This is a genomic window from Phyllobacterium zundukense (genome assembly GCF_002764115.1).
Taxonomy (GTDB): Bacteria; Pseudomonadota; Alphaproteobacteria; order Rhizobiales; family Rhizobiaceae; genus Phyllobacterium; species Phyllobacterium zundukense.
Genome location: NZ_CP017940.1, coordinates 40,748 through 64,488, shown reverse-complemented (window position 1 = coordinate 64,488; position 23,741 = coordinate 40,748). Strand labels below are relative to the sequence as shown.

The window sequence follows — 23,741 nt, the reverse complement described above, 5'->3', positions numbered from 1 at the left end:
AGACTTTCACATTTTAGTCTGGTCCCCTTGGCTTATCGGCCTTTTGAATACCCATCCTTCATCTCTCCCCGCATCGGCCAGAACGCGTGAATTCCGATATTAACCGGCCGCTGGGGCAAAACAGCCAAAGGCCCAGCAAGAAAACTGACAAAAAGACGGCAATCCGCTGGCTTCTGCCTTCCGCGGCTGTTCTCGGCATTGTCGGTCTGGCTTCGCTTATCGCCTTCACCAGTCACCAGGGTTTTCGCCGCCCCGTTCCCGAGGCGCCGAAGCCGCAGGTCGCCGACGTTCCCCCAGCGGCACCTAAAGCCGAAGCCGCATCCGGACCGGCAGGTGATACCAGCAGCTCGCCCGGAAACATCGCTGCTCCCCAAGGCGGCCCCAAGATCATCGTTGTCGGCGACCCGACGAAACGCGCGCAGGATCCCCGCACCGCGCATCTGCCAGAGCAGGATATGCTCGAGCAGAGCCCGCAAGGGCCGCTACCGGTCGTCGCGCCTGACGGACGTCGCCCCCTCGACGTCTATGCCCGTCCCTGGTCCGGCGCACGCGGTGCCCGCGTTGCCATCGTCATAGGCGGACTCGGCCTGTCACAGACTGGCTCACAACAGGCAATTCGGGCGCTTCCGGCGGAGATAACCCTGGCTTTCTCGCCGGAAGGCAACAGCCTCGGCCGCTGGATGCAGGCGGCTCGCCAGGACGGCCATGAAATCCTCATGCAGATTCCGCTGGAGCCGTACGACTATCCACGCGTCAATCCAGGCCGCAACACGCTGACCGTCGATGCGCCGCCGGCAGCGACGCTGGAAAATCTGCACAGGGCCATGGGTCGCATCACGAATTACACCGGCGTGATGAATTATATGGGAGCCCGTTTTACCGCTGACGCCAACGCAATGACGCCTGTTATCCAGGATCTTTCCAAACGCGGCCTGCTTTATCTCGACGATGGTACCTCCGCGCGCAGCCAGGCCGATGCTATTGCTGCGCAGCAGGGCACGCCATTTGCCGCCGCCGATGTGCTGATCGATTCCACACAGAATCGCGGCGCAATCCTGAAGAAACTTGACGAGCTGGAGCGCATAGCCCGCGCCAAGGGTACGGCAATAGCAACGGGCTCCGCTTTCGAGGTCACAGTGGAAGCAGTCACTTCCTGGGTTAATGAAGCCAAGGCCAGAGGCATCGAGATTGTGCCCGTGTCCGCCCTTGTACGTGACCCCGAAAGAGGTTAGCACCGGCGCAGCCAGCGATTTGGAGCATCTACATGAGCAAAAACACCAAGCCTGCCGATCCGCAAACCCTGCCCTATCGGCCCTGTGTTGGCATCATGGTGCTTAACCAGGAGGGTCTTGTCTGGGCCGGTCATCGCATCGTCATTCAGAATGACGAAATGGATGGAGCGACGCAGCTCTGGCAGATGCCGCAAGGCGGTATCGACAAAGGTGAGGATCCTGAACCTGCAGCGCTGCGCGAACTCTATGAGGAGACCGGTATGAAGACCGTCACTCTTCTCGCGGAAGCGCCAAACTGGATAAATTACGACCTGCCACCCCACCTTGTCGGCTTGGCATTGAAGGGTAAGTATCGCGGCCAAACCCAAAAGTGGTTTGCCTATCGCTTCGAGGGCGACGAAAGCGAGATCGCGATAAACCCGCCGCCCGGTGGACATACAGCCGAGTTCGACCGGTGGGCCTGGAAGCCCATGTCGCAACTTCCTGATCTTATCGTGCCCTTCAAGCGCAGGGTCTACGAAGAAGTCGTCGCTGCTTTCCAGCATTTATCGGGCTGAATCCGGCAATAAAAAAGCGGGCCCAAAGCCCGCTTTAATAATAAAATCGATTCTGATCTCAAGCAGCCTTGATGGCTTCCTCAAGTGTCGTCAGTTGGCCGAGAAGATCTTCTGCCTTGGCCCGGTCTTCGCGAGTTGTCGCGTCTTCAAAGTCTTCCTTGGCGTCCTGTATGCGGCGCTGCAATTCATCAGCCTTTATATCGGTGACGTGTACCGCCGATTCCGCGAGGAGCGTGCAGCCATCCGGCGTCACATCGACGAAACCACCGAATACGACGTAGCTGTCCGGCTTGCCGTCAGGCGTCTTCACGGTGACAACACCCGGCTTCACGGTTGCCATCAGCGGTGCATGGTGCGCCATGACCGTCATGTAACCTTCCGTACCCGGAACCACGACTTCAATGACCTGTTCCGAGAGGAGTAGGCGCTCTGGTGACACGAGTTCGAACTGGAAGGCTTCTGCCATGATATTCACTCAATCCTAAAGGTCTTGACCAAGGTGGACATGGCGGGCCGTAGCCCGCTTGTCGTCTTAAGATCAGGCAGCCTCTGCTGCCAGACGCTGTGCCTTTTCAATCGCTTCGTCGATCGAACCGACCATGTAGAACGCTGCTTCCGGCAGGTGATCATAGTCACCGTTGCAAAGACCCTTGAAGCCCTTGATGGTGTCCGCAAGATCAACCAGCTTGCCCGGTGAACCGGTGAAGATTTCAGCAACGAAGAACGGCTGCGACAGGAAGCGTTCGATCTTGCGGGCGCGAGCGACCGCGATCTTGTCTTCTTCCGAAAGCTCGTCCATGCCGAGGATGGCGATGATGTCCTGAAGCGACTTGTAGCGCTGCAGGATCGACTGAACCTGACGGGCTGTCTGGTAATGCTCGTCGCCAACGATCAGCGGATCGAGCATGCGCGATGTCGAGTCGAGCGGATCAACAGCCGGATAAATACCCTTTTCAGAGATCGCGCGGTTGAGAACCGTCGTCGCATCAAGATGCGCGAAGGAGGTCGCAGGTGCCGGGTCGGTCAAATCGTCGGCGGGCACGTAAATGGCCTGAACCGAGGTGATCGAACCCTTGTGCGTCGTGGTGATGCGTTCCTGCATCTGACCCATGTCGGTTGCCAGCGTTGGCTGATAACCCACGGCGGACGGGATACGTCCAAGCAGAGCGGACACTTCGGAACCGGCCTGCGTGAAGCGGAAGATGTTGTCCACGAAGAACAGAACGTCCTGGCCCTGATCGCGGAAATGCTCGGCAACAGTCAGACCCGACAGCGCAACACGGGCACGGGCCCCTGGCGGCTCGTTCATCTGGCCGTAAACGAGAGCAGCCTTGGAGCCTTCGCCGCCCCCTGCCTTGTTCACGCCGGATTCGATCATTTCGTGGTAAAGATCGTTGCCTTCGCGCGTACGCTCACCAACACCAGCAAATACCGAGTAACCACCGTGCGCCTTGGCGACGTTGTTGATCAGTTCCATGATGAGAACCGTCTTGCCGACGCCGGCACCGCCGAAGAGGCCGATCTTGCCACCGCGTGCATAAGGTGCGAGCAGATCGACGACCTTGATGCCGGTAACGAGGATCTGGGCTTCCGTTGACTGTTCGACATATTCCGGAGCTGGCTGGTGGATACCGCGGGTCAGCTTGGTGTTGATCGGACCAGCTTCGTCAACCGGCTCACCGATAACGTTCATGATGCGGCCGAGGGTTTCCTCACCGACCGGAACCATGATGGGCGAACCCGTGTCATAAACCACCTGGCCCCGAACCAGACCTTCGGTCGAGTCCATGGCGATCGTGCGGACGGTGTTTTCACCGAGATGCTGCGCAACTTCAAGAACGAGGCGGTTGCCGAGATTGTCGGTTTCCAGCGCGTTCAGAATCTGCGGAAGCACACCGCCATCGAACGAAACGTCGACAACCGCGCCGATGACCTGGCTGACGCGACCAGCAACGCCGGTTGCCTTGAGCGCAGTCTTTGGCGTAGTAGCCTTTGCTGCCGGAGCGGCCTTGGCGGCTGCCTTTGGTGCCGCAGCTTTGGCTGCTGGCTTGGCAGCGGCTTCGGCCTTTACGGCTGCCGTTTTGGCGGCGGCTGCCTTCGGTGCAGCGGCCTTGGCGGCTGCGGGTGTTTTCGGGGTCGCTGCTTTTGCCATCGATCCTTACCTTCGCGATTAGAGCGCTTCCGCGCCCGAAATGATTTCAATCAGTTCTTTGGTGATCTGGGCCTGACGCTGGCGGTTGTACGACATTGTCAGCTTGTTGATCATGTCACCGGCATTGCGGGTTGCGTTGTCCATGGCGGACATGCGCGCACCCTGTTCCGATGCCGCGTTTTCAAGGAGAGCGCGGAAAACCTGGACGGAAATATTGCGCGGGATCAGATCGCCGAGAATGGCTGCCGGATCCGGCTCATATTCATAAACTGCATCGCCAGCAGTTTCTGGCTCGGCATCACCGATGGCGCTGGCCGGAATCAATTGCTGCGCAGTCGGTATTTGTGCAATCACCGACTTGAATTCCGAATAGAACAGCGTGGCGACGTCAAACGCGCCTTCGTTGTAGAGGCCGATGATCTTGTGACCGATCTCGTCGGCGTTGACGAAGCCAACCTGTTTGACTTCACGCAGGTTGACGTGGTCGATGATATTCTTGCCGAGATCGCGGCGCAGAATATCGGCGCCCTTCTTGCCGACAGTGATAATCTTGACTGTCTTGCCGTCCGCAACCAGCCTGCGTGCGTGATCACGCGCCAGACGCGCGATCTGCGCGTTGAAGCCGCCGCAAAGACCGCGTTCGGAGGTGCAGACGACGAGCAGATGCACATCGTCCTTGCCGGTTCCGCTCATCAGCGCAGGCGCATCATCGCCATCCACATTGGAAGCGATGTTCGCCAGAACCGCAGCCATGCGCTGCGAATAGGGGCGAGCGGCTTCCGCAGCTTCCTGCGCACGACGCAGCTTCGCCGCGGCGACCATCTGCATCGCCTTGGTGATCTTCTGCGTCGCCTTGACCGAGGCGATCCGGTTTCTCAGATCCTTTAACGAAGGCATCCGTTCATCCCGTCAGTGGTTTTAAGCGAAAGACTTGGCAAAGGCGTCAACTGCCGCCTTAAGCTTGCCCTTGATGTCGTCGCTAAGCTGCTTTTCCTTGGCGATCGCGTCGAGAACGTCCTTGTTCTCAGTGCGGAGCCATGTGAGCAGGCCCTGCTCAAACTTGCTGACCTGATTGACGGCAAGCTTGTCGAGATAGCCGTTGACGCCCGCATAGATCACAGCGACCTGCTCTTCCGTCTTCAACGGCGAGAACTGGGGCTGCTTCAGGAGTTCGGTCAGACGCGCACCGCGATTGAGCAGACGCTGCGTCGACGCATCAAGATCGGAGCCAAACTGTGCGAAAGCCGCCATTTCGCGGTACTGCGCCAGCTCACCCTTGATCGAGCCAGCAACCTGTTTCATCGCTTTGACCTGCGCGGCGGAACCGACGCGGGAAACCGACAGACCAACGTTCACCGCAGGGCGGATACCCTGGTAGAAAAGATTGGTTTCGAGGAAGATCTGGCCGTCAGTGATCGAAATCACGTTGGTCGGAATATAGGCCGACACGTCATTTGCCTGGGTCTCAATGACGGGCAGCGCGGTCAGTGAACCGGCACCATTATCGTCGTTGAGCTTGGCAGAGCGCTCGAGCAGGCGGGAATGCAGATAGAAAACGTCGCCGGGATAAGCTTCGCGGCCCGGCGGGCGGCGCAGCAGCAACGACATCTGGCGATAAGCCACGGCCTGCTTGGACAGATCGTCATAACCGATCAGCGCATGCATGCCATTGTCGCGGAAATATTCACCCATCGTGCAACCGGCGAACGGCGCGAGATACTGCATTGGAGCAGGATCTGAAGCCGTTGCGGCGACGATGATCGAATATTCGAGAGCGCCACGCTCTTCGAGAATTTTAACGAACTGCGCTACCGTCGAACGCTTCTGGCCGATGGCGACGTAAACGCAATACAGCTTTTCGCTCTCGCTTCCAGAATCGTGAGCCGGCTTCTGATTAAGGAAAGTATCGAGAATAATCGCGGTCTTGCCGGTCTGGCGATCGCCGATGACCAGCTCACGCTGGCCGCGGCCTACCGGGATCAGCGCGTCAATGGCCTTGAGGCCGGTCGACATCGGCTCATGCACCGACTTGCGCGGGATGATGCCTGGCGCCTTGACGTCAACGCGCGAGCGCTGCGTTGCCTTGATCGGACCCTTGCCATCGATCGGATTGCCGAGCGCGTCAACAACGCGGCCGAGCAGTTCCTTGCCAACAGGAACGTCAACGATGGCACCGGTACGCTTGACGGTGTCGCCTTCCTTGATGTCACGGTCCGAGCCGAAAATAACGACACCAACATTGTCGCTTTCCAGGTTCAGGGCCATGCCACGGGTACCACCCGGGAATTCGACCATTTCACCAGCCTGGACATTGTCCAGGCCATATACACGAGCAATACCGTCACCGACGGACAGAACCTGACCGACTTCGGAGACTTCAGCCTCCTGGCCGAAATTCTTGATTTGCTCTTTCAGGATTGCGGAAATTTCCGCGGCGCGGATGTCCATCAGCCGACCTCTTTCAGTGCAAGCTTAAGCGAAGAAAGTTTTGTGCGAAGTGAAGTGTCGATCTGGCGGGACCCCAACTTGACGATGAGACCTCCAAGGATCGACGGATCAACAGTGACATTGATTGTCACGTCTTTGCCGGCGACGCTTTTCAGCGTGGCCTTCAATTCTGTTTCCTGCGCTGCCGACAGGGCATGCGCAGAAGTAACATCGGCCGTAACCTCGCCGCGATGTTCGGCAGCGATCTGGCGGAATGACTGGATCATGGCGGGCACTGCGAACAGGCGCCGGTTCTGCGCGACGACGCGCAGGAAATTACCGACGAGGCCGCCAATCTTGGCTTTGTTCAGGATAGCGGAGATTGCCTTGACCTGATCGTCGGATGAGAAGACCGGGCTGGCGATCAGCCGCTTCAGATCGGCGCTGCCATTGACGAGAGCCTCGAACCCACCGAGATTCTTTTCGACCTCGGCAAGCGATTTCGTTTCCAACGCGAGGTCGAACAACGAACCCGCATAACGCTGGGCAACACCGGATATGAGCGACGAAGTTTCTGCCACGAACGACAAGCTCTCTGCGTTGGAGCCAAAAATCAGGAAACCGGAAGGAATTTTTCGGTCAAATCTTTGGCATTATTGATTTTTTTACCGCCTTGGACACAACCCGAGAGCCGTCTCCGACGAGATTTGATTGCCGTCTAGCATAGGAAGACGGGACTCGCAACACGCGAATCCGCTAAAACAGGCGGCAGAATCGCCGCAGCTCTGGATAATTATGACTAAGGGATTCCAGTAATGCCGAATTGGCCTAGGCGACAAAGCCGAATGCAAAGAGCAATGGGCCTGCAGCGAGCGCAAGCTCGACAATGACCCATATCCAATTGTAGGGCGTGTTGCCGCGATCCGACATCATCGAAATCAGGCGTCCGAACACCGTAAAGGCCCATGAAACCCCAAGTGCAATCCACAGGAACGGCTGCGCGAAAACAAGTGCGCTGAGGCCGAGCCCGAGATAGAACCCGGCGAATGTACCCCGGATCTCGGACAAGGCTTCTGGCCGTTCCGGCTTGGTCTGCAATCGCAAGATTCTCAGCGCAACGCGCGGCGCAAAGAACAGGATCAAGCCGAAGATCACTGTGACGGCTGCTGACAGCCAGGCGATCCACTCACCCTGACTGGCCGGCCAATAAAGTTCCATTTCATACCCCTTCCCAAGAATAGCTGTAATGCTGCTTTCGTAGCGCGGTCCCAAAACTCCTCATGGGTGGCGAAAATGGTGGTTTTCGAGCACCGGAGCGGAGTGTACTTTTGGGTGCATGAGCACCGGAGCACAGAAAAATGCCATTTGCAGCCCAACATGGCGGGTTTTTATAGAAAGCTTTGTGGATCGATATCAACCTGCACGCGCACCGATCCCCGTTCTTTTGGTCCGGCCGCCAGCGTGGCGCGGATAAAACCCTGAATATCTGCCTTGCGCGTACCGTGGATCAAGAGCCGGAAGCGATGTCGCCCGCGAACAAGAGCCAGCGGTGCCTCGGCTGGCCCCAGGACACTGATCTGCGGCGAAGTGGGCGCGGCGCGGCGCAAGGCGCGTGCATGGTTCTCCGCCTCCAGGCGTGTTGCTGCCGAGATGATCAATGATCCTAATCGTCCGAACGGCGGCAGACCCGACCGCTCACGCTCTTCGATCTCGCGTTCATAAAAGGCCTGCGCATCGCCAGAAACAATCGCTCGCATCACCGGATGATCCGGCTGGTAGGTCTGCAACAGCCCAAGGCTCTTCTTGCCCGTACGCCCTGCACGCCCTGTGACCTGGCTGAGCAACTGGAACGTTCGCTCGGCGGCGCGCGGATCGCCATTGGCAAGACCGAGATCAGCATCGACGACCCCGACCAGCGTCATATTGGGGAAATTGTGCCCCTTGGCGACGAGCTGCGTGCCGATGATGATATCTGCCTCGCCGCGTGCGATCGCGTCGAGCTCGAGCCTCAGCCGCTTGACCCCCATCAAATCCGATGACAGCACAATGATACGTGCATCGGGAAAGGTCTTCTCCACCTCTTCGGCGATGCGCTCCACCCCCGGCCCGCAGGCAACCAGATGATCGAGCGTACCGCATGACGGGCAGGCTTCCGGCCTTGCTTCATGGTGTCCGCATTGATGGCAGACGAGTTGGCCGCGAAAGCGGTGTTCGACCAGCCAGCTTGAACAGTCCGGACACTGGAACCGGTGGCCGCAAACACGGCACAGTGTCAGCGGCGCGTAGCCACGACGGTTGAGGAACAGCAGCGACTGTTCCTGGCGCTGCAGTGTCTGGTTGATCGCCTCGACCAGTGCGGGTGACAGGAAACCGCCGGGGCGTGGCGGGGACCGCCGCATGTCGATTGATTTCAGGTCGGGCATCGCCGCTTCCGCGTAACGACCCGTCAGCCGGATGCGTGTGTAGCGTCCTTGGTTCGCATTGACCTGGCTCTCGATCGAAGGGGTCGCGGAGGCCAGCACCACTGGAAAATTGCCGATATGCCCGCGCACCACGGCCATATCGCGCGCGTTGTAAAAAACGCGGTCTTCCTGCTTGTAGGCCGGATCATGTTCTTCGTCGACGACGATCAGGCCGAGGTCCTGGAATGGCAGGAACAGTGCCGAACGCGCCCCTGCAACAACCCTCACCTGGCCTTCCATCACCTGCCGCCAGACGCGCTCGCGCGTTCGCGGCGCAAGGTCGGAATGCCACTCCGCCGGCTTCGAACCGAACCGGTCGTGAAAGCGGTCGAGAAATTGCTGGGTCAGTGCGATTTCAGGCAGAAGAATGAGAACCTGCCTGCCCTTCTCTATCGCCTTTGCAACGGCCTCGAAATAGACCTCGGTCTTGCCGGAGCCGGTGACACCGTCAAGCAGCGAGACGGAAAACCCATCAGCCGAGACGGCCTCCGCGAGCTGCGCCGCTGCTACGGCCTGGTCTTCCGACAAAGCAGCTTTCGCATAGTCAACATCTGGCGCGGCTACGATCGGACGCGCCGGGATCATCACCTGTTCGAAGACACCTTGTGCGGAGAGCCCGTCGATCACCGTCGCCGACACCCCTGCGGCATGGGCAAGACCGGTACGTGTCCACGCCATGCCGTCTTCCGCCAGTTCGAGTACGCGCGCACGCGCCCCGGTCATCCGGTCGGGCTCCCGGCCCGAGAAACGCAGACCCGGTACCGGCGGCTCAGGATCGAAGGCAGCAGGGACACGCAGCACCATGCGCGCCACCATCCCCGGCGGCGAAATCGTATAGTCAGCGGCCCAGCGCATGAACCGCATCATGCCATCATCGACCGGCGGGCAATCGAAAAGTTCGGAAATCGGCCGCAGCTTCTTGGCGTCGATCGAGTCGGTAGAGCCCTCTGTAACGATGCCCGCTACCTCGCGTGGTCCGAGTGGTACCCGCACGATTGAGCCTGCTTTCACCTCCATGCCATCCGGCACGGCATAGCTGTACGGCCGCTCGGCCGGCATCGGCACAAGCACGGGAACTATTTTTTGCGGGATGAACGAATCCTGGCTCATATAGGCGTGACCTTGACGCGGCTTTGGGCTAAAGAAAAGCCACTTTCCGAGAGAAATATCCCATCTCTCATATTAGGCCACCGGTCACACCGGGCCATCTGTCATATCAGGAAGGACTGCACCGATGAAATTCTTTGTCGATACCGCCGATGTAAAGGAAATCCGCGAGCTGAATGATCTCGGATTGCTCGACGGCGTCACCACCAACCCCTCGCTGATTCTCAAGTCCGGCGGCAGCATCTTCGAAGTCACCAAGGAAATCTGCAGCATCGTCAAGGGACCGGTTTCCGCTGAGGTCACCGCGACTGAATACGAACAGATGATGAGAGAAGCCGCTGTCCTTGCGAAGATCGCTGACAATATCTGCATCAAGGTACCGCTGACCCTCGACGGCCTGAAGGCCTGCAAGGCGCTCCGTTCCGACGGCCACCTGGTCAATGTCACACTGTGCTTCTCCGCCAACCAGGCGCTCCTCGCCGCCAAGGCCGGAGCGACCTTCATCTCGCCCTTCATCGGCCGTATCGACGATATCGGTATCGATGGCATGGAACTGATTTCCGAGATCCGCACTATCTATGACAATTACGATTTCCAGACGGAGATCCTTGCTGCCTCGATCCGCACGGTCAACCATGTCAAGCAAGCTGCGCTGATTGGCGCCGACGTCGTAACCGCGCCACCGGCGACCCTGAAGGCGCTGGTCAAACATCCGCTGACAGACAAAGGCCTGGAAGCTTTCCTGGCCGACTGGGCGAAGACGGGTCAGTCGATCGCCTGATCGCAGGTCTGAACCGCTACAGAAACGCCTGTCAGTTTTTCAAACTGGCGGGCGCTTTGCTTGTGGACCGGCGCTACAACAGATCCGAATGATGGCGCCGTGCTACATCCGGATGCGATCGCAGTCGGCCCTTCAGGTAGTTGCGGCCAACTTCCCGGAACAATGGGTTATCCGGGTCCGTATCGGTACCGCCGGCCTCTTTCGCCAGATCCTCTGGCAGGTTCAGCAACGGCACATTAGCATTGAGATCGGCACCGAAAAAGAAGGCGACCGATAGCCGGTCCTTGCCCGATGGCGGTGTCACCACACGGTGGATCGTCGCCTTCAGATAGCCATTGGATGCAAGTTCCAGAATCTCGCCGATATTGATGACGAATGTTCCTGACACCGGCGTCGCATCGATCCAGCCACCGTCATTTTCCACCTGTAGGCCGCCCTGCACATCCTGCAAAAGCAATGTCAGAAAACCGCTATCCTTGTGCGCGCCAACGCCGCCCTGATCACTGCCCGTCGCTTCGCGTCCCGGGTAGCGGATGATCTTGAGATGCTGGTTCGGCGCATCCCGGTAGATCGGCTCGAATATATCCTTGTCCTGTCCGAGCGCGGCTGCAAAAGCTTGTAGCAGTTCGATCGCCACCCGCGTCAGCTCGCTTTGCCATTCGAGAACGGCCGGTTTCAGTTCCGGCAGGGCCTCCGGCCATTGATTCGGTCCTTGCAGGCGCGCCCAGGCCGGAGTCGTCGCATCTTGCTCGACGGCGATGCGTTCCGCACCGACGTCGAATTGCTCGCGCCAATCCGCCTGTCCCTTCGTCCGCTCCCAACCAGCGCGCGTATAGCCACGAAAGTGCGGCGAGCGGACCATTTCCACGGCGAGCTTATCCTCTTCCGGCAAAGCAAAGAATGTCTTGGAAATCTCTACAATGTCCCGTTGCAGCTTTTCCGGTACACCGTGGCCCTTGAGATAGAAGAACCCGAAAGTGCGCGCCGCATGGCGCAAATCCTGAAAGAAGACTTCGCGCTGTGCCGGGTCACGGTAGCGCGAAAAATCGAGGGTCGGCAGGCTGAGATTTTTCGACAAGTCATCCATTTCAACATTCTCCATCGCGAAGCACACTTCCTTCGCGTCGCTGCGTGCGTATCAGCGATTATAGAGCTGATCGAGAATCTGACGCTCGAAAAATGCGAGTTCCGGTGACGCATGGCGTCGCGGACGCTCAACCGGAATAGCCAGGTCGAGTGCAATCCTGCCGCTATCGATGACAACCACGCGATCCGCGAGTGCCACTGCCTCGGTGACATCGTGGGTAACCAATACGGCGGTGAATTTCTTGGCGAGCCATATCCGTTCGAGCAATTGCTGCATCTCGATCCGCGTCAGCGCGTCCAGCGCCCCGAGGGGTTCGTCAAGCGCGAGAATGGACGGATGTCCCACCAAAGCCCTCGCCAGCGCCACCCTCTGCCGCTGCCCACCGGAAAGCACCGACGGCCACTCGCCACCGCGATCGGCCAAGCCAACTTCCGCGAGGATTTCGAGACTTTTCTTCCGCGCCGCCTCACCCTTTTCTATGCCCGTCAGACCCACCTCGACATTGGCAATCACGCGTGCCCAGGGCAGGAGCCGCGGCTCCTGGAACATGATGCGTGTGCGCTTCCGATCATCCGCCCCAGCGAGTTCGCCGGATGTCGGCTTGTCGAGCCCGGCAAGCAGCCGCAGCAGCGTACTCTTGCCGCAGCCGCTCTTGCCAATAACCGCTACGAACTGTCCCTCGTAGACATCGAGATTGATGCCCTGCAGCACCGCCTTGCCGCCAAACTGCTTGGCCACATCGCGAAAGGAAAAGGCGAGCTTACCGGCCGGTTCCGGCGTATGGACCCGCGCGGATGGAGCGGTGAAAGCCGAATTTGCAAAAGAATGGCGGGCAGTGATGGTCGCTGCGGTCATCTTCGTTCCTTAAACGGTCTGGAAGGCTGGGTGCCATTGCAGGGAAATACGCTCGAGGAACCGTGCCAGCGAATCCGCCAGCTTTCCGAGCAGCGCATAGATCAATATGGACAGGACCACGACATCGATGAGCAGGAACTCGCGCGCCTGCATCGCCATGTAGCCGAGGCCCGACGAAGCCGAGATGGTTTCGGCAACGATCAAGGTCAGCCACATGATGCCGAGCGCATAGCGCAGTCCGACGAAAATCGACGGCAATGCTCCCGGCAGGATGACCCGCAGGAACAGTTCTCGGCGCGACATGCCATAGATGCGGCCCATCTCCACGAGTTGCGGGTCGACACCCTGAATGCCGAGCAGCGTGTTTACATAAATTGGGAAGAACACGCCGAGTGCGACGAGAAACAGCTTGGCCTCCTCGTCAATGCCAAACCACAGGATCACCAAGGGTATCAGCGCCAGATGCGGAATATTGCGGATCATCTGCAGGGTCGTGTCGGTCAATTCGCGGCTGAGCGCCGACAGCCCATTGGCAAGGCCGAGCGCAAAGCCGATGGTACCACCGATCACAAAGCCGCTGAGGGCACGAAGCGTGGAAATACGGATATTCTCAATGAGCTCGCCCGACCATAGCAGCTTCCAGAAAGCCTCGCCGACGGCCGATGGCGCAGGCAGCACGTTAGCCGGAATGAGCCCCGCGCGTGACGCACCCTCCCAGCCGGCCAGCAGCAGCGCCGGCAGAAGCCAGCCAAGCGCACTGCGACCAAGCGAGCGAAGCGCCCTGCTCACGAGGAGGCCTGCAGGCGTTTGGCTCCATGAAAGCCTACCGAAAACTCGTTCGCGATCACTTCGCGGGGTGCGCTGCGCTTGGTGCCTAGGCCAAGTTGCGGGAAGAGCAATTCGGCAACGCGGTAAGCTTCCTCAAGATGCGGATAGCCAGAGCCGATGATCGTATCGATACCGATGGCCTGATATTCACGGATGCGCGCGGCGATGTTCTCAGGCGAACCGACAAGCGAGGTTCCGGCACCACCGCGTACCAGCCCCACACCTGCCCAGAGATTGGGAGAAACGACGAGCTTGTCGCGGCGTCCGCCATGCAGTTCCGCCATGCGGCGCTGCCCGACGGAGTCCATCTCCTTGAGGAACCGCGCCTGCGCAATTTCGATCTGCTCATCGGTGATCTTGCTGATCAGCCGGTCTGCCGCTGCCCAGGCCTCGTCTTCCGTTTCGCGCACAATGAAATGCAGGCGAATGCCAAAGCGCAGCTTGCGCCCATTGAGGGCGGCCTTCTTGCGCGCACGCTCGATCTTTTCGGCAACCTGCGCCACCGGTTCGCCCCAGGTCAGGTACATGTCCACCTGCTCGGCGGCGAGATCCTGTCCCGCATCGGAGGAGCCGCCGAAATAGAGTGGTGGTCGCTCCTGCGCCGGCAGAAGGTCAAGCCTGCCATTTTCGACGCGGTAATGTTTACCGTCGAAATTCACCGTCTCGCCGGATACGAGCTGGCGCCAGATTTTCAGAAACTCGGCCGCCTGTGCGTAGCGTTCGTCATGTGGGAGGAACACTCCATCCCCGGCGAGTTCGGTCGGGTTGCCGCCAACGACAACGTTGAGCAGCAGGCGTCCATTGCTCAAGCGGTCGAGCGCCGCCGTTTGACGTGCGGCAAAGACCGGCGATGTCACGCCGGGACGCAGGGCAACGAGAAATTTCAACCGCTCCGTATGCGCGGCAAGGCCCGCTGCGGTGATCCACGAATCTTCGCAGGCTTGCCCCGTCGGAAGCAGGACGCCCGGAAAGCCGAGCCGGTCGACCGCTTGGGCCACCTCACGGAAATAGGCGAATTCCGGCGGCCGCTGCTGGCGCTCCGAACCAAGATAGGTGCCATCGCCATGCGTGGGAATGAACCAGAAGAAATCGAGCGGAGAATTGTTTGCTGGCTGTGTCATGGGCGTGTTTCCAGTCTGATCAGTTGCTCGGTGCCGTCCACACGGCATCGGAAACCTTGATGGCATTGGGGATGAGCTTCAGCTTGAAGAAACGGTCTGCCGTCTCCTGCTGGTGCGCGATGATTTCCGGCGTGACCGATCCGACACTGAAAACGGAGCGATTGGCGGCAAGGGTCTGTGCATCCAGCGGCACACCCGTCACTTCATGCAGGGCTTCAGCCACCTTGTCCTTGTTGCCATTGGCCCAAACGGCGGCATCCTTCAGCGCCCCAATCGTTGTCGCCACGATTTCTGGATGCTTGGCCGCAAAGTCACGATTGGCGATGAAATAGGTATTGACGTTGAGAACGTCGCTGCTTCGAGCCAGGATACGAGGATTGTAGCGTGTCTCGGCAATGGCGAAGAATGGATCCCAGACGGCCCAGGCATCGATCTTGTCGCTGGCAAAGGCTGCAGCTGCATCTGCAGGACTGAGATAGACCGGCGTGATTTCGTCGTAACCGACCTTGGCCTTTTCCAGCGCCGCAATCAGCAGATTATGTGCGCTTGTCCCTTTACCGACACCGATTTTCTTGCCCTTCAGATCGGCAAGCGATTGGACCGACGAGTCCGGTTTGACGAAGATCGCCTCACCCTTGCCATTCGGTGCCAGGGCCGCCGCGTAGACAATGGCCGACCCGGCAGACTGACCGAAGATCGGCGGCGCATCGCCAACCCAACCGACATCGATGCTGCCGACATTCAGCGCTTCGACCAACGGGGGGCCGGCGGTAAATTCCACCCATTTGACCGAAATACCCTTGGGTTGAAGCGCCTTTTCGATCACCCCTTGCTGGCGGGCGATGACTGGCAGCCCGGTCTTCTGGTAGCCGATCTTGAGCTCCGTCAGGGGCTCGGCAGCAAAGGAGATGGTGGTGGCAAACGCTGCGGCAGCAAAAAGGACAGCGCCAAATGCTCTGCGTGTCAGTCTGGACATGGTCCCTCTCGACGATACGGGCTTTGTTGACCTCTTGACGACCTTCCCGCCCGATCGGGAATTGAACCAATGCTATTTAACTCGACCAATCTTATAGAGAAAAGAATTTTCATAGAATCGCAGGCAACGGGATTAGTTTTCTGCCCCACCCGCAGGCTCACGCAAAGCCAGATAAATTCGCCTTATCGATTAGTATCGGTTGCCGGCACAGGGTGTTACTCCCGTCCCGACCAGGGGACAAGCTGACGTTCCAGCCGCCGGATGCCGATCTCCAGGACAAAGGCAATAATGGCGATGACGAAAATACCCATGATCACCACGTCGGTAACCAGGAACTGCGCCGCGGACTGGATCATGAAGCCGAGGCCACGCGTCGCCGCAACGAGTTCGGCGGCAACCAGCGTCGTCCACCCCGTACCGAGCGCGATCCGCAAACCGGTCAGGATGGACGGGGCAGCACTTGGCAGGATCACGTAGCGCACGACCTGGATCCGGGTAGCGCCAAGGGCGCGGGCCGCATTGATGCGCTCCAGCGACGCGCCCTTGACGCCGGAAGCTGTCGAAATGGCGATAGGCGCCAGCATGGCGATCGCGATGACCAGGATTTTCGAAGGCTCGCCGATGCCAAACCAGATGATCACAAGGGGTAGATAGGCGAGCGGCGGGATGGGCCGCAGAAACTCGAGGATCGGATCAAAGATACCCCGCCCGATGGCGCTGATGCCGATGGCAATGCCAACCGGAATCGCGACGAGAAGGGCAAACAGCAGCGCGGCGAAGACCCGGAACAGGCTGGCACTCAAATGCTGCCAAAGCGTGGCATCGACGAAGCCGGTCGTTGCCACTGAATAGAATTTCCACAGCACCGCCTGCGGCGATGGAAGAAAGACTGGCGAGACCAGCTTGAAATGCGCTGATAGTGACCAGGCAAGCAAAAAAACCAGAATGGTAACGCCGCTGATCACGCGCGTCGTCAAAGGCGAAGTCGTTACGATCCGCCCCTTTGCCTTGACGGGATCGCTGCTCGCAGCGGCCGTCATGTTGCTTTCTGTTTCGACGGTGAGCGTCATGCGGCCTCTCCCTCGAATATCGAGTCTTCAAGTTCCGCCCGCGCCAGCGCAAAAGCAGGATCTGCCTTGATTGCCCGCACAGTCTCTCCAGCGGCATAGCGCCGCCCGAAACTGGCATCGATCTGCCGGACAATCCGCCCCGGCTCCGGCGCGAGAACGACCACACGTGTTGCGAGAAGCAGCGCCTCGTCGATCCCATGCGTCACCATGAGAACGCCGAGATTATTGGCGGCCCATATGTCGAGAAGCAGCGTCTGCATCCTCTCGCGGGTCAGGGCATCGAGCGCGCCGAGCGGCTCATCCATAAGCAGGAAGGCTGGCTCTGCCGCCAAAGCCCTGGCAAGCCCAACACGCTGCCGCATGCCACCTGACAGCTCCCAGATCGATTTGCCGCCAAAACCTGCGAGCTTGACCAGGGAAAGCAACCTCTCCGCAATGGCCTCCCGCTCCTTCAAGGGGACGCCGCGCAATTTCAGAGAAAAGGCCACATTCTCCCGGGCACTCAACCAGGGAAACAGCGCATCATTCTGAAAAACCACGGCGCGATCCGCACCCGGCGCCGTGACCGGTTTGCCATCGACGGTCACCTTGCCGCCGGTCGGCGCGATCAGGCCAGCAGCCGCATTGAGGAGCGTGGTCTTGCCGCAACCGGAGCGACCGACGAGCACGACAAAATCCCCCGATTGCACCAAGACAGACGCGTTGGCGATGGCAGGCTGCGGCCGTCCGTCATAATGCACCGAGACATGGTCTAGACTGAGATGTGCCATGGGTTCAGGCGTCAGTTCGACGCCAGTGCAGCTTCGACGTATTTTGCCGTGACATATTTGCTGTAGTCCGGCAGGACCGCGTCGATCTTCCCCTGTTCCTTCAGGAATTGCGAGGTTGCAGCGACGGCCTTGACTGTTTCGCCGCCAAGAAATTTGCTGGAAGCCTGCTCGGTCAATGTCGGAAACACATAGCCCTTCAACAGCGTTGGCACCTCGTCCACTTTCGCGCCGGTCAGGCGGCCGATCTTCTCTGCCTGCGGCGATGATGCGGACCAGGCATCCGGTTTTGCCAGATAATCCGCATAGGCCTTGCCTGTGACCTTGACGAAATCCCGCACTGCATCCGGATGGGCTTCGGCAAACTCCGTGCGCACGATCCACGCATCGAATGTCGGCGCGCCCCAAGCTGCAACCTTGGCGGAATCGACGATAATCTTGCCGCTGGTGCGAATCTGGCCGAGCGCCGGATCCCAAACATAGGCGGCATCGATATCGCCGCGCTCCCAGGCGGCAGCGATTTCCGGCGGACGCAGGTTGAGAATATTGACTGTCTTCGGATCGACCTCGTCATGCTTCAATGCAGCCAGCAGGCTGTAATGCGTGGTCGAGACGAATGGAACAGCCACTTTCTTGCCGGCCAGGTCGGCAATCTTCGTCACATTGGAGCCATTGCGCGCAACCAGCGCTTCCGATTCGCCAATCAGTCCAACGACAAGAATGGTTTCGATCGGTAATTCGCGGCTCGCCGCAGCCGCCAGCGGGCTCGAACCCACATAGCCGATGTCGACGGAGCCGGATGCCACCGCGGCAATGACATCCGCGCCGGAGTCGAATTTCCGCCAATCGATTTTAGCCGCCGTGGCAGCCTCATAGGTGCCGTCGGCCTGCGGAACTTTCGACGGTTCCACGACCGTCTGGTAGCCGATGGTGATCTTCAAATCTTCCGCTTGTGCGGATCCGAGTGCGGCAAGGCCGATAAGGGCAGTGCTGGCGATGAGTATGTGGCGCCGATTGAACATTTTGATCCCGCGATTGTTGGATTGATGATTGCCCAACTCTCGCTATCTCTACTGATCTTGTAGAGTTATGATCTGCCAAGTTTTGCCGGCGAATCAAAAATAATTTCTCATAAAGGCCCTCAACTCGCCAAGAATGAGAAATAACGCCCGCTAGTCCTCCTCAAAACTCCCATCAAGTTTCGCCCCCTCGATGGAAGTGGCGCCGTCCTGCCGGACAACAGTCAAGGCGCGAACGCCGGTTCGTGCGGTGCTCTCATCGGCGAGCACGCGCGAATGCGTCACGATCCACAATTGCGTACGCTCGGCTGCCTGGGCGATCATATCGGCCAGCGCTGGAAGCATCGACGGATGTAGGCTGGTTTCCGGCTCGTTCAGGGCGATCAGCCGTGGCAGTCTGTAGGATAGCAGCGCCCCCGCAAGCGCCAGAAACCGAATCTGTCCGTCAGAAAGCTCTTCCGGCCGGAAGAGGCGCTGCGGAAATTCCGGCAGGCGCAGCCCGAATGTCGCCGTTTCGCCCGGCACCGGCACATCCAGCGTCGCCCGCCAAGGCATCGGCAATGCAACGGTCGAGATCAACTGTATCTTCGCGGATATGCACGAGCGTCGCGAAGACTGCGGCGAGGTTGTGTCCATCCTCGTCCAGCAGCGGCGCCGTGATTGCCAGCGACGGCTGGCGGACGGGCGAATCGCGATCCGTGCGGAAGCCATGGTAGAAACGCCATCCGAGCACGGTCGCACGCAAATCACCGATTTCCGGATAACGTCCGGAACTGCCAAGAATTGCCAGTGCCGTCTCGGAATCGCGAAGCCTGACCGGATGCTCGATGCGTCGCCCGGAGTCGTCGCGGGCGTAAACGGCAGGACCTTTGCGCCCCATCATCTCGACGGTCCTGCGGCCGCTGTCGATCGTCAGCGTTTCTTCCTTGATCTGTGGCTCGAACGCAAAACCGGCGGCGGCAGGCGGCCTGAGGCCCACTTCCACCTGATAGCTCGGCGCAAGACCGGTTTCGACCGAATAGGCCGACTGGATCGCCGTATCGTCATCGTCGAAAGAAGCGTTGAACACCATACGAACGGGACCGGACCTGCGCTTGCCAGTCCACAATGCCGATTGCATGCCGCCCTCGCGCGCAATCTCGTAGGAAAGCGTGCTTTCCGCTGAAGCCTTGATCAGTTGCATGGCGCGATAAAGATTCGACTTTCCAACGCCATTCTCGCCGACAAACAACGCAAGCCCGCCGATATCGAGCCGGATGGAACGCAGCGACCGGTAACCGGTTGCCGAGAGCGAGGTCAGGCGCATCGGAGGCCGAACTCAGAACTTGGAAAGGTCCTGCGCCACACTGAGATTCAATGCTTCAGCAAGCTCCCGCGCAGCGCGGTTGTTCGCGTCGCGCACAGCCCTTGTCACAGCGAATCGCTGTCTCGGCGCATCGTAGTCGGCCGTAACAAGCCGGGTTCCCCTGCCTACGACCTGACCATCGGACAGGCGCGTCAGGACATAGTTACCCGTCATGCGGACCGAGCCCGCCGTTGGCTGGCCCGATTTGTCATTGGTCGCATTCTGCACCAGCATCAGCGACAAGTTCTGCGGGATGACGCTGAGCTGCATCGAATAGACCGGGTTAGCCGGCTCGCCTGCCCCGCCGGCAAACAGGAAGATCAGATTATTGCGCACTTCCTGCGCTTCGCGGGAACCGGGCTGACTGACCGTGATGGTCGCAAGCTTCGAACGAACGCTGCCGGTCAAGCCTGCACCGGTGCTCCCAACCGGGCTGGGATCGGAATAAAGCGGGCGGACCTGGCATCCCCCTGCGATCAGGGCCATTCCAATAACGCAGACGGACAACAGACGCCTGGAACCCAGACCCCACTGAAAACGATCAGGCAACGACATTGATGATCCTCTGCGGTACAATGATGACTTTCTTCGGCGGATTGCCGTTCAACGCAGCCTTGACGAAATCAAGCGCGAGGGCGGCTTTTTCGACCGTCAATTGATCCGCATCGCGGGCAATTGTCAAATCACCACGCTTCTTGCCGTTGATCTGCACAGGCATGGTCACATCGTTCTCGACGATCAACGTCTCGTTGTATGCCGGCCACTCGTGATGCGCCACCAGACCGCTGCCATTCAGCGCTTTCCAGCACTCCTCGGCCAAATGCGGCATCATCGGTGCAATCATGGCGAGCAGCATGTTGGTCGCCTCGCGGCAGGCCGCGATGGTCGCCTTGTCTGCTTCACCAGCGGCAATTTTCTGCAAGGGACCGGAAAGCACGTTCACCAATTCGTAAAGCCGCGCAACCGCCTTGTTGAACGCCAGTTTCTCGATATCCTCACCGACTGCCTTGACCGTCTTGTGCGCGGTCTTCGAAATCTGCAATGCTTCGCCCTCGAAAGCCGGGGCTGCGTCAACGGTCTGTAGGACTTCCGCCGCCTCCGAGATCAGCCGCCAGACGCGCTGCACGAAGCGGTGCGCGCCTTCGGCGCCGGCTTCCGTCCAGATCACGTCACGCTCGGGCGGAGAATCGGACAGCATGAACCAGCGCGCCGTATCGGCGCCATAGGAAGCAATGATGTCGTCCGGATCAACAACATTCTTCTTCGACTTCGACATCTTTTCGATCGAGCCGATTTCGATTTCCTCGCCGCTATCGATCAGCACAGCACGGCGCTTGCCGTCCACTTCCTCAAGCCGCACTTCCGCCGGCGTGACCCAGCCATCCTTGCCCTTGTAGGTTTCGTGCACGACCATGCCCTGCGTGAACAGGCCCTTGAATGGCTCGCTGATATCGAGATGGCCGGCAACCTTCATCGCGCGCGTAAAGAAGCGCGAATAGAGGAGATGCAGGATCGCATGCTCGATACCGCCAATATACTGATCGACCGGCAGCCAGTGATTGGCGACCTTTGGATCGGTCGGCTCGTTTTCCCAGGGCGCGGTAAAGCGGGCGAAATACCACGACGAATCGACGAACGTATCCATCGTGTCGGTCTCGCGCCGAGCAGCCTTGCCGCATTGCGGACAATTGACATGCCGCCAAGTCGGATGACGGTCGAGCGGGTTACCCGGACGGTCGAACTCGACATCATCTGGCAGCTTCACCGGCAGATCGGCCTTCGGAACCGGAACCACCCCACAATCATCGCAATGGATCATTGGGATTGGGCATCCCCAGTAGCGCTGGCGCGAAATACCCCAGTCGCGCAGGCGGAAATTCACCTTGCGCTCGCCTTGCGGCCGGTTGCCGATCGTCTGTTTCTCCAGACGGTTTGCCACTTCTTCAAACGCCTCGGCCGGAGACAGGCCATCGAGGAAACCCGAATTGATCATCACGCCATCATCGGCATAGGCCGTTTCGGTGATCTGGAACGTTGCCGCGTCAGCATCCTTGGGCATGACGACAGCCACAACCGGCAGACCATATTTGTTGGCGAAATCGAGATCGCGCTGATCGCCGGATGGGCAACCGAAAATCGCCCCTGTGCCGTAATCCATCAACACGAAATTGGCGACATAGACCGGCAGCTTCCAGTCCGGATCGAACGGGTGCGCCACACGCAGACCGGTATCGAAACCCTTCTTCTCGGCCGTTTCCAGCGCAACCACCGAAGTACCCGCATGGCGGCATTCCTCGTTGAATTCCGCCAATGCCGCATTGGTCTCGGCAGCTTTCTTCGCCAGTGGATGATCCGCAGCAATCGCGATGAACGACGCACCGAAGAGCGTATCGGGACGCGTCGTGTAAACCTCGATCTCATTTTCGCCGCCAGCGTGCGACTTTTCGTCCAGTGCCCAACGGACCAGCATGCCTTCAGACTTGCCGATCCAGTTGCGCTGCATCAGGCGCACCTTGTCCGGCCACTGATCGAGATCATCGAGCGCGCTCAGCAATTCCTCGTTGAAGTCGGTGATCTTGAAAAACCATTGCGTCAGCTCGCGCTGCTCGACCAGCGCACCGGAGCGCCAGCCGCGGCCATCGATTACCTGCTCGTTGGCGAGAACTGTCATGTCCTCCGGGTCCCAATTGACCTTGGAGGATTTGCGCGTCACCAGACCCTTCTCGACAAAATCGAGGAACAGCATCTGCTGGCGGTGATAATATTCGACATCGCAGGTGGCGAATTCACGTGACCAGTCGAGTGACAGCCCCATGGATTTGAGCTGGCTGCGCATGGTCTCGATGTTCTGGTAGGTCCAGGTCTTTGGATGAACCTTGTTCTGCATCGCCGCGTTTTCCGCAGGCATGCCGAAAGCATCCCATCCCATCGGATGGAGGACATTGAACCCCTTGGCACGCTTGTAGCGCGCCACGACATCGCCCATGGCATAGTTGCGCACATGGCCCATATGGATGCGCCCCGACGGATAGGGGAACATCTCAAGCACATAATACGGATCGCGCGGATCGTCATTGGGTGTTTCGAACAGCTTGGCGTCATCCCAAACCTTCTGCCAATGCTTTTCGGCTACACGTGGATTGTATCGTTCGGTTGCCATGAACGGGATTCTCTTGCAAAGGATAGCGATGGCGGGACCTTCACCATGGATTGGTAAGACCGTCAACCATTTGAAGCTGAATGAAGCCGCGAAAACAGGCTCGTGTACCATAAATAGGACTTAACTGCGCCATGCCCAATGCCGTTGATCAACTTTTTGCCGTTCGCAACGCAATCAGCAAGGCGGAGGCTGAGGCCAACCGTCCAAAGGGCTCCGTGACGCTTGTGGCAGTTTCGAAAACCTTCGACGCGGACGCTATCCGGCCCGTTCTCGATGCCGGTCAACGTGTCTTCGGTGAAAATCGTGTGCAGGAGGCGCAACTGAAGTGGCCTTATCTGCGTGCTGATTTCCCGGATATCGAACTGCACCTGATCGGCCCCTTGCAATCCAACAAGACGCAGGAAGCCGTGGCGCTTTTCGATGTCATCGAAACTGTCGACCGCGAGAAAATCGCCGCAGCTCTCAGTCTCGAAATGAAAAAACAGAACCGGTTTCCGAAGCTTTACGTGCAAGTGAATACCGGATCAGAACCACAAAAGGCCGGTATCGATCCCAAGGAAGCGCTGGCCTTCGTCACACGCTGCCGCGATGTGCATGGTCTCATCATTGAAGGCCTGATGTGTATCCCACCAGCCGATGAGAATCCGGGGCCGCATTTTGCTTTACTTGAAAAGATCGCGCGGGCAGCCGGTGTTGAAAAACTCTCTATGGGCATGTCTGGCGATTACGAAATTGCCATAGGGTTCGGCGCGACCTCCGTCAGGGTCGGTTCGGCTATTTTCGGAAGTCGCTAAG

At 59.1% G+C, this 23,741-nt stretch carries 21 protein-coding genes and 1 pseudogene; 4 read left to right on the top strand and 18 right to left on the bottom strand.

Annotation, left to right across the window (positions count from 1 at the left end; translation table 11 throughout):
* Positions 1-86: 86 nt before the first annotated feature.
* Complete coding sequence (locus BLM14_RS00285; RefSeq protein WP_204251975.1) at positions 87-1,232, top strand: divergent polysaccharide deacetylase family protein; 1,146 nt, start codon at positions 87-89, stop codon at positions 1,230-1,232.
* Between the two features lie 32 nt (positions 1,233-1,264).
* Positions 1,265-1,789: an RNA pyrophosphohydrolase gene (locus tag BLM14_RS00280; protein ID WP_099997577.1), complete on the top strand. Its 525-nt coding sequence runs from the start codon at positions 1,265-1,267 to the stop codon at positions 1,787-1,789.
* A gap of 58 nt (positions 1,790-1,847) precedes the next feature.
* Here the strand turns inward: BLM14_RS00280 and BLM14_RS00275 are convergent, their stop codons facing one another.
* The 7 genes from BLM14_RS00275 to BLM14_RS00245 form a co-directional block, all read right to left on the bottom strand.
* On the bottom strand, positions 1,848-2,255 hold the full coding sequence (locus BLM14_RS00275) for a F0F1 ATP synthase subunit epsilon (RefSeq protein ID WP_099997576.1): 408 nt from the start codon (positions 2,253-2,255) through the stop codon (positions 1,848-1,850).
* A gap of 72 nt (positions 2,256-2,327) precedes the next feature.
* The gene (gene atpD, locus BLM14_RS00270; protein ID WP_099997575.1) at positions 2,328-3,941 is read right to left on the bottom strand and encodes a F0F1 ATP synthase subunit beta; all 1,614 of its coding nucleotides are present in this window, start codon (positions 3,939-3,941) and stop codon (positions 2,328-2,330) included.
* Between the two features lie 18 nt (positions 3,942-3,959).
* Positions 3,960-4,838, bottom strand: a complete 879-nt coding sequence (locus tag BLM14_RS00265) for a F0F1 ATP synthase subunit gamma (RefSeq protein ID WP_099997574.1) — start codon at positions 4,836-4,838, stop codon at positions 3,960-3,962.
* 21 nt (positions 4,839-4,859) lie between these two features.
* Entirely contained in the window at positions 4,860-6,389 is a 1,530-nt protein-coding gene (gene atpA, locus BLM14_RS00260; protein WP_099997573.1) for a F0F1 ATP synthase subunit alpha, read from the bottom strand.
* The gene (locus BLM14_RS00255) at positions 6,389-6,949 is read right to left on the bottom strand and encodes a F0F1 ATP synthase subunit delta (protein ID WP_100000947.1); all 561 of its coding nucleotides are present in this window, start codon (positions 6,947-6,949) and stop codon (positions 6,389-6,391) included. Before BLM14_RS00255 ends, atpA begins: the two co-directional genes overlap by 1 nt.
* 247 nt (positions 6,950-7,196) lie before the next feature.
* Positions 7,197-7,586 (bottom strand): AGROH133_08824 family phage infection protein, encoded by a 390-nt coding sequence (locus BLM14_RS00250; protein ID WP_099997572.1) that lies wholly within the window; start codon positions 7,584-7,586, stop codon positions 7,197-7,199.
* Between the two features lie 170 nt (positions 7,587-7,756).
* Positions 7,757-9,940 (bottom strand): primosomal protein N', encoded by a 2,184-nt coding sequence (locus BLM14_RS00245; protein ID WP_099997571.1) that lies wholly within the window; start codon positions 9,938-9,940, stop codon positions 7,757-7,759.
* Positions 9,941-10,064: 124 nt separating this feature from the next.
* Between BLM14_RS00245 and fsa the strand changes: the two genes are divergently transcribed.
* A complete protein-coding gene (gene fsa / locus BLM14_RS00240; RefSeq protein ID WP_099997570.1) occupies positions 10,065-10,718 on the top strand; it encodes a fructose-6-phosphate aldolase in 654 nt (217 codons plus the stop codon).
* 73 nt (positions 10,719-10,791) lie between these two features.
* On the opposite strand, the gene BLM14_RS00235 is transcribed toward fsa, so the two are convergent.
* The 11 genes and pseudogenes from BLM14_RS00235 to leuS all read right to left on the bottom strand — a co-directional run bounded on the left by BLM14_RS00235 (position 10,792) and on the right by leuS (position 22,946).
* Positions 10,792-11,805, bottom strand: a complete 1,014-nt coding sequence (locus BLM14_RS00235; protein WP_100000946.1) for an isopenicillin N synthase family dioxygenase — start codon at positions 11,803-11,805, stop codon at positions 10,792-10,794.
* A 51-nt stretch (positions 11,806-11,856) separates the two neighbouring features.
* On the bottom strand, positions 11,857-12,660 hold the full coding sequence (locus BLM14_RS00230) for an ATP-binding cassette domain-containing protein (protein ID WP_099997569.1): 804 nt from the start codon (positions 12,658-12,660) through the stop codon (positions 11,857-11,859).
* Between the two features lie 9 nt (positions 12,661-12,669).
* Complete coding sequence (locus BLM14_RS00225) at positions 12,670-13,449, bottom strand: ABC transporter permease subunit (RefSeq protein WP_099997568.1); 780 nt, start codon at positions 13,447-13,449, stop codon at positions 12,670-12,672.
* A complete protein-coding gene (gene ssuD, locus BLM14_RS00220) occupies positions 13,446-14,609 on the bottom strand; it encodes an FMNH2-dependent alkanesulfonate monooxygenase (RefSeq protein WP_099997567.1) in 1,164 nt (387 codons plus the stop codon). The genes BLM14_RS00225 and ssuD overlap by 4 nt, the downstream gene beginning before the upstream one ends.
* A gap of 19 nt (positions 14,610-14,628) precedes the next feature.
* Positions 14,629-15,585: an aliphatic sulfonate ABC transporter substrate-binding protein gene (locus BLM14_RS00215; RefSeq protein ID WP_099997566.1), complete on the bottom strand. Its 957-nt coding sequence runs from the start codon at positions 15,583-15,585 to the stop codon at positions 14,629-14,631.
* 215 nt (positions 15,586-15,800) lie between these two features.
* Positions 15,801-16,655: an ABC transporter permease subunit gene (locus BLM14_RS00210; RefSeq protein ID WP_099997565.1), complete on the bottom strand. Its 855-nt coding sequence runs from the start codon at positions 16,653-16,655 to the stop codon at positions 15,801-15,803.
* Entirely contained in the window at positions 16,652-17,425 is a 774-nt protein-coding gene (locus tag BLM14_RS00205; protein WP_099997564.1) for a taurine ABC transporter ATP-binding protein, read from the bottom strand. The genes BLM14_RS00210 and BLM14_RS00205 overlap by 4 nt, the downstream gene beginning before the upstream one ends.
* 11 nt (positions 17,426-17,436) lie before the next feature.
* On the bottom strand, positions 17,437-18,444 hold the full coding sequence (tauA, locus tag BLM14_RS00200; RefSeq protein WP_418314192.1) for a taurine ABC transporter substrate-binding protein: 1,008 nt from the start codon (positions 18,442-18,444) through the stop codon (positions 17,437-17,439).
* A gap of 150 nt (positions 18,445-18,594) precedes the next feature.
* A pseudogene (locus tag BLM14_RS00195) lies at positions 18,595-19,747 on the bottom strand (AAA family ATPase).
* Positions 19,748-19,759: 12 nt separating this feature from the next.
* The gene (locus BLM14_RS00190; RefSeq protein WP_099997563.1) at positions 19,760-20,341 is read right to left on the bottom strand and encodes a hypothetical protein; all 582 of its coding nucleotides are present in this window, start codon (positions 20,339-20,341) and stop codon (positions 19,760-19,762) included.
* Complete coding sequence (gene leuS, locus BLM14_RS00185) at positions 20,328-22,946, bottom strand: leucine--tRNA ligase (protein WP_100000944.1); 2,619 nt, start codon at positions 22,944-22,946, stop codon at positions 20,328-20,330. The genes BLM14_RS00190 and leuS overlap by 14 nt, the downstream gene beginning before the upstream one ends.
* Before the next feature lie 131 nt (positions 22,947-23,077).
* Between leuS and BLM14_RS00180 the strand changes: the two genes are divergently transcribed.
* Complete coding sequence (locus BLM14_RS00180) at positions 23,078-23,740, top strand: YggS family pyridoxal phosphate-dependent enzyme (protein ID WP_099997562.1); 663 nt, start codon at positions 23,078-23,080, stop codon at positions 23,738-23,740.
* Position 23,741: the final 1 nt, after the last annotated feature.

Coding starts and splice junctions, on each gene's coding strand:
- BLM14_RS00280 (WP_099997577.1), top strand. CDS start 1,265: ATGAGCAAAAACACCAAGCCTGCCGATCCGCAAACCCTGCCCTATCGG.
- BLM14_RS00275 (WP_099997576.1), bottom strand. CDS start 2,255: ATGGCAGAAGCCTTCCAGTTCGAACTCGTGTCACCAGAGCGCCTACTC.
- atpD (WP_099997575.1), bottom strand. CDS start 3,941: ATGGCAAAAGCAGCGACCCCGAAAACACCCGCAGCCGCCAAGGCCGCT.
- BLM14_RS00265 (WP_099997574.1), bottom strand. CDS start 4,838: ATGCCTTCGTTAAAGGATCTGAGAAACCGGATCGCCTCGGTCAAGGCG.
- atpA (WP_099997573.1), bottom strand. CDS start 6,389: ATGGACATCCGCGCCGCGGAAATTTCCGCAATCCTGAAAGAGCAAATC.
- BLM14_RS00250 (WP_099997572.1), bottom strand. CDS start 7,586: ATGGAACTTTATTGGCCGGCCAGTCAGGGTGAGTGGATCGCCTGGCTG.
- BLM14_RS00245 (WP_099997571.1), bottom strand. CDS start 9,940: ATGAGCCAGGATTCGTTCATCCCGCAAAAAATAGTTCCCGTGCTTGTG.
- fsa (WP_099997570.1), top strand. CDS start 10,065: ATGAAATTCTTTGTCGATACCGCCGATGTAAAGGAAATCCGCGAGCTG.
- BLM14_RS00235 (WP_100000946.1), bottom strand. CDS start 11,805: ATGGATGACTTGTCGAAAAATCTCAGCCTGCCGACCCTCGATTTTTCG.
- BLM14_RS00230 (WP_099997569.1), bottom strand. CDS start 12,660: ATGACCGCAGCGACCATCACTGCCCGCCATTCTTTTGCAAATTCGGCT.
- ssuD (WP_099997567.1), bottom strand. CDS start 14,609: ATGACACAGCCAGCAAACAATTCTCCGCTCGATTTCTTCTGGTTCATT.
- BLM14_RS00215 (WP_099997566.1), bottom strand. CDS start 15,585: ATGTCCAGACTGACACGCAGAGCATTTGGCGCTGTCCTTTTTGCTGCC.
- BLM14_RS00210 (WP_099997565.1), bottom strand. CDS start 16,655: ATGACGCTCACCGTCGAAACAGAAAGCAACATGACGGCCGCTGCGAGC.
- BLM14_RS00205 (WP_099997564.1), bottom strand. CDS start 17,425: ATGGCACATCTCAGTCTAGACCATGTCTCGGTGCATTATGACGGACGG.
- tauA (WP_418314192.1), bottom strand. CDS start 18,444: ATGTTCAATCGGCGCCACATACTCATCGCCAGCACTGCCCTTATCGGC.
- BLM14_RS00190 (WP_099997563.1), bottom strand. CDS start 20,341: ATGTCGTTGCCTGATCGTTTTCAGTGGGGTCTGGGTTCCAGGCGTCTG.
- leuS (WP_100000944.1), bottom strand. CDS start 22,946: ATGGCAACCGAACGATACAATCCACGTGTAGCCGAAAAGCATTGGCAG.
- BLM14_RS00180 (WP_099997562.1), top strand. CDS start 23,078: ATGCCCAATGCCGTTGATCAACTTTTTGCCGTTCGCAACGCAATCAGC.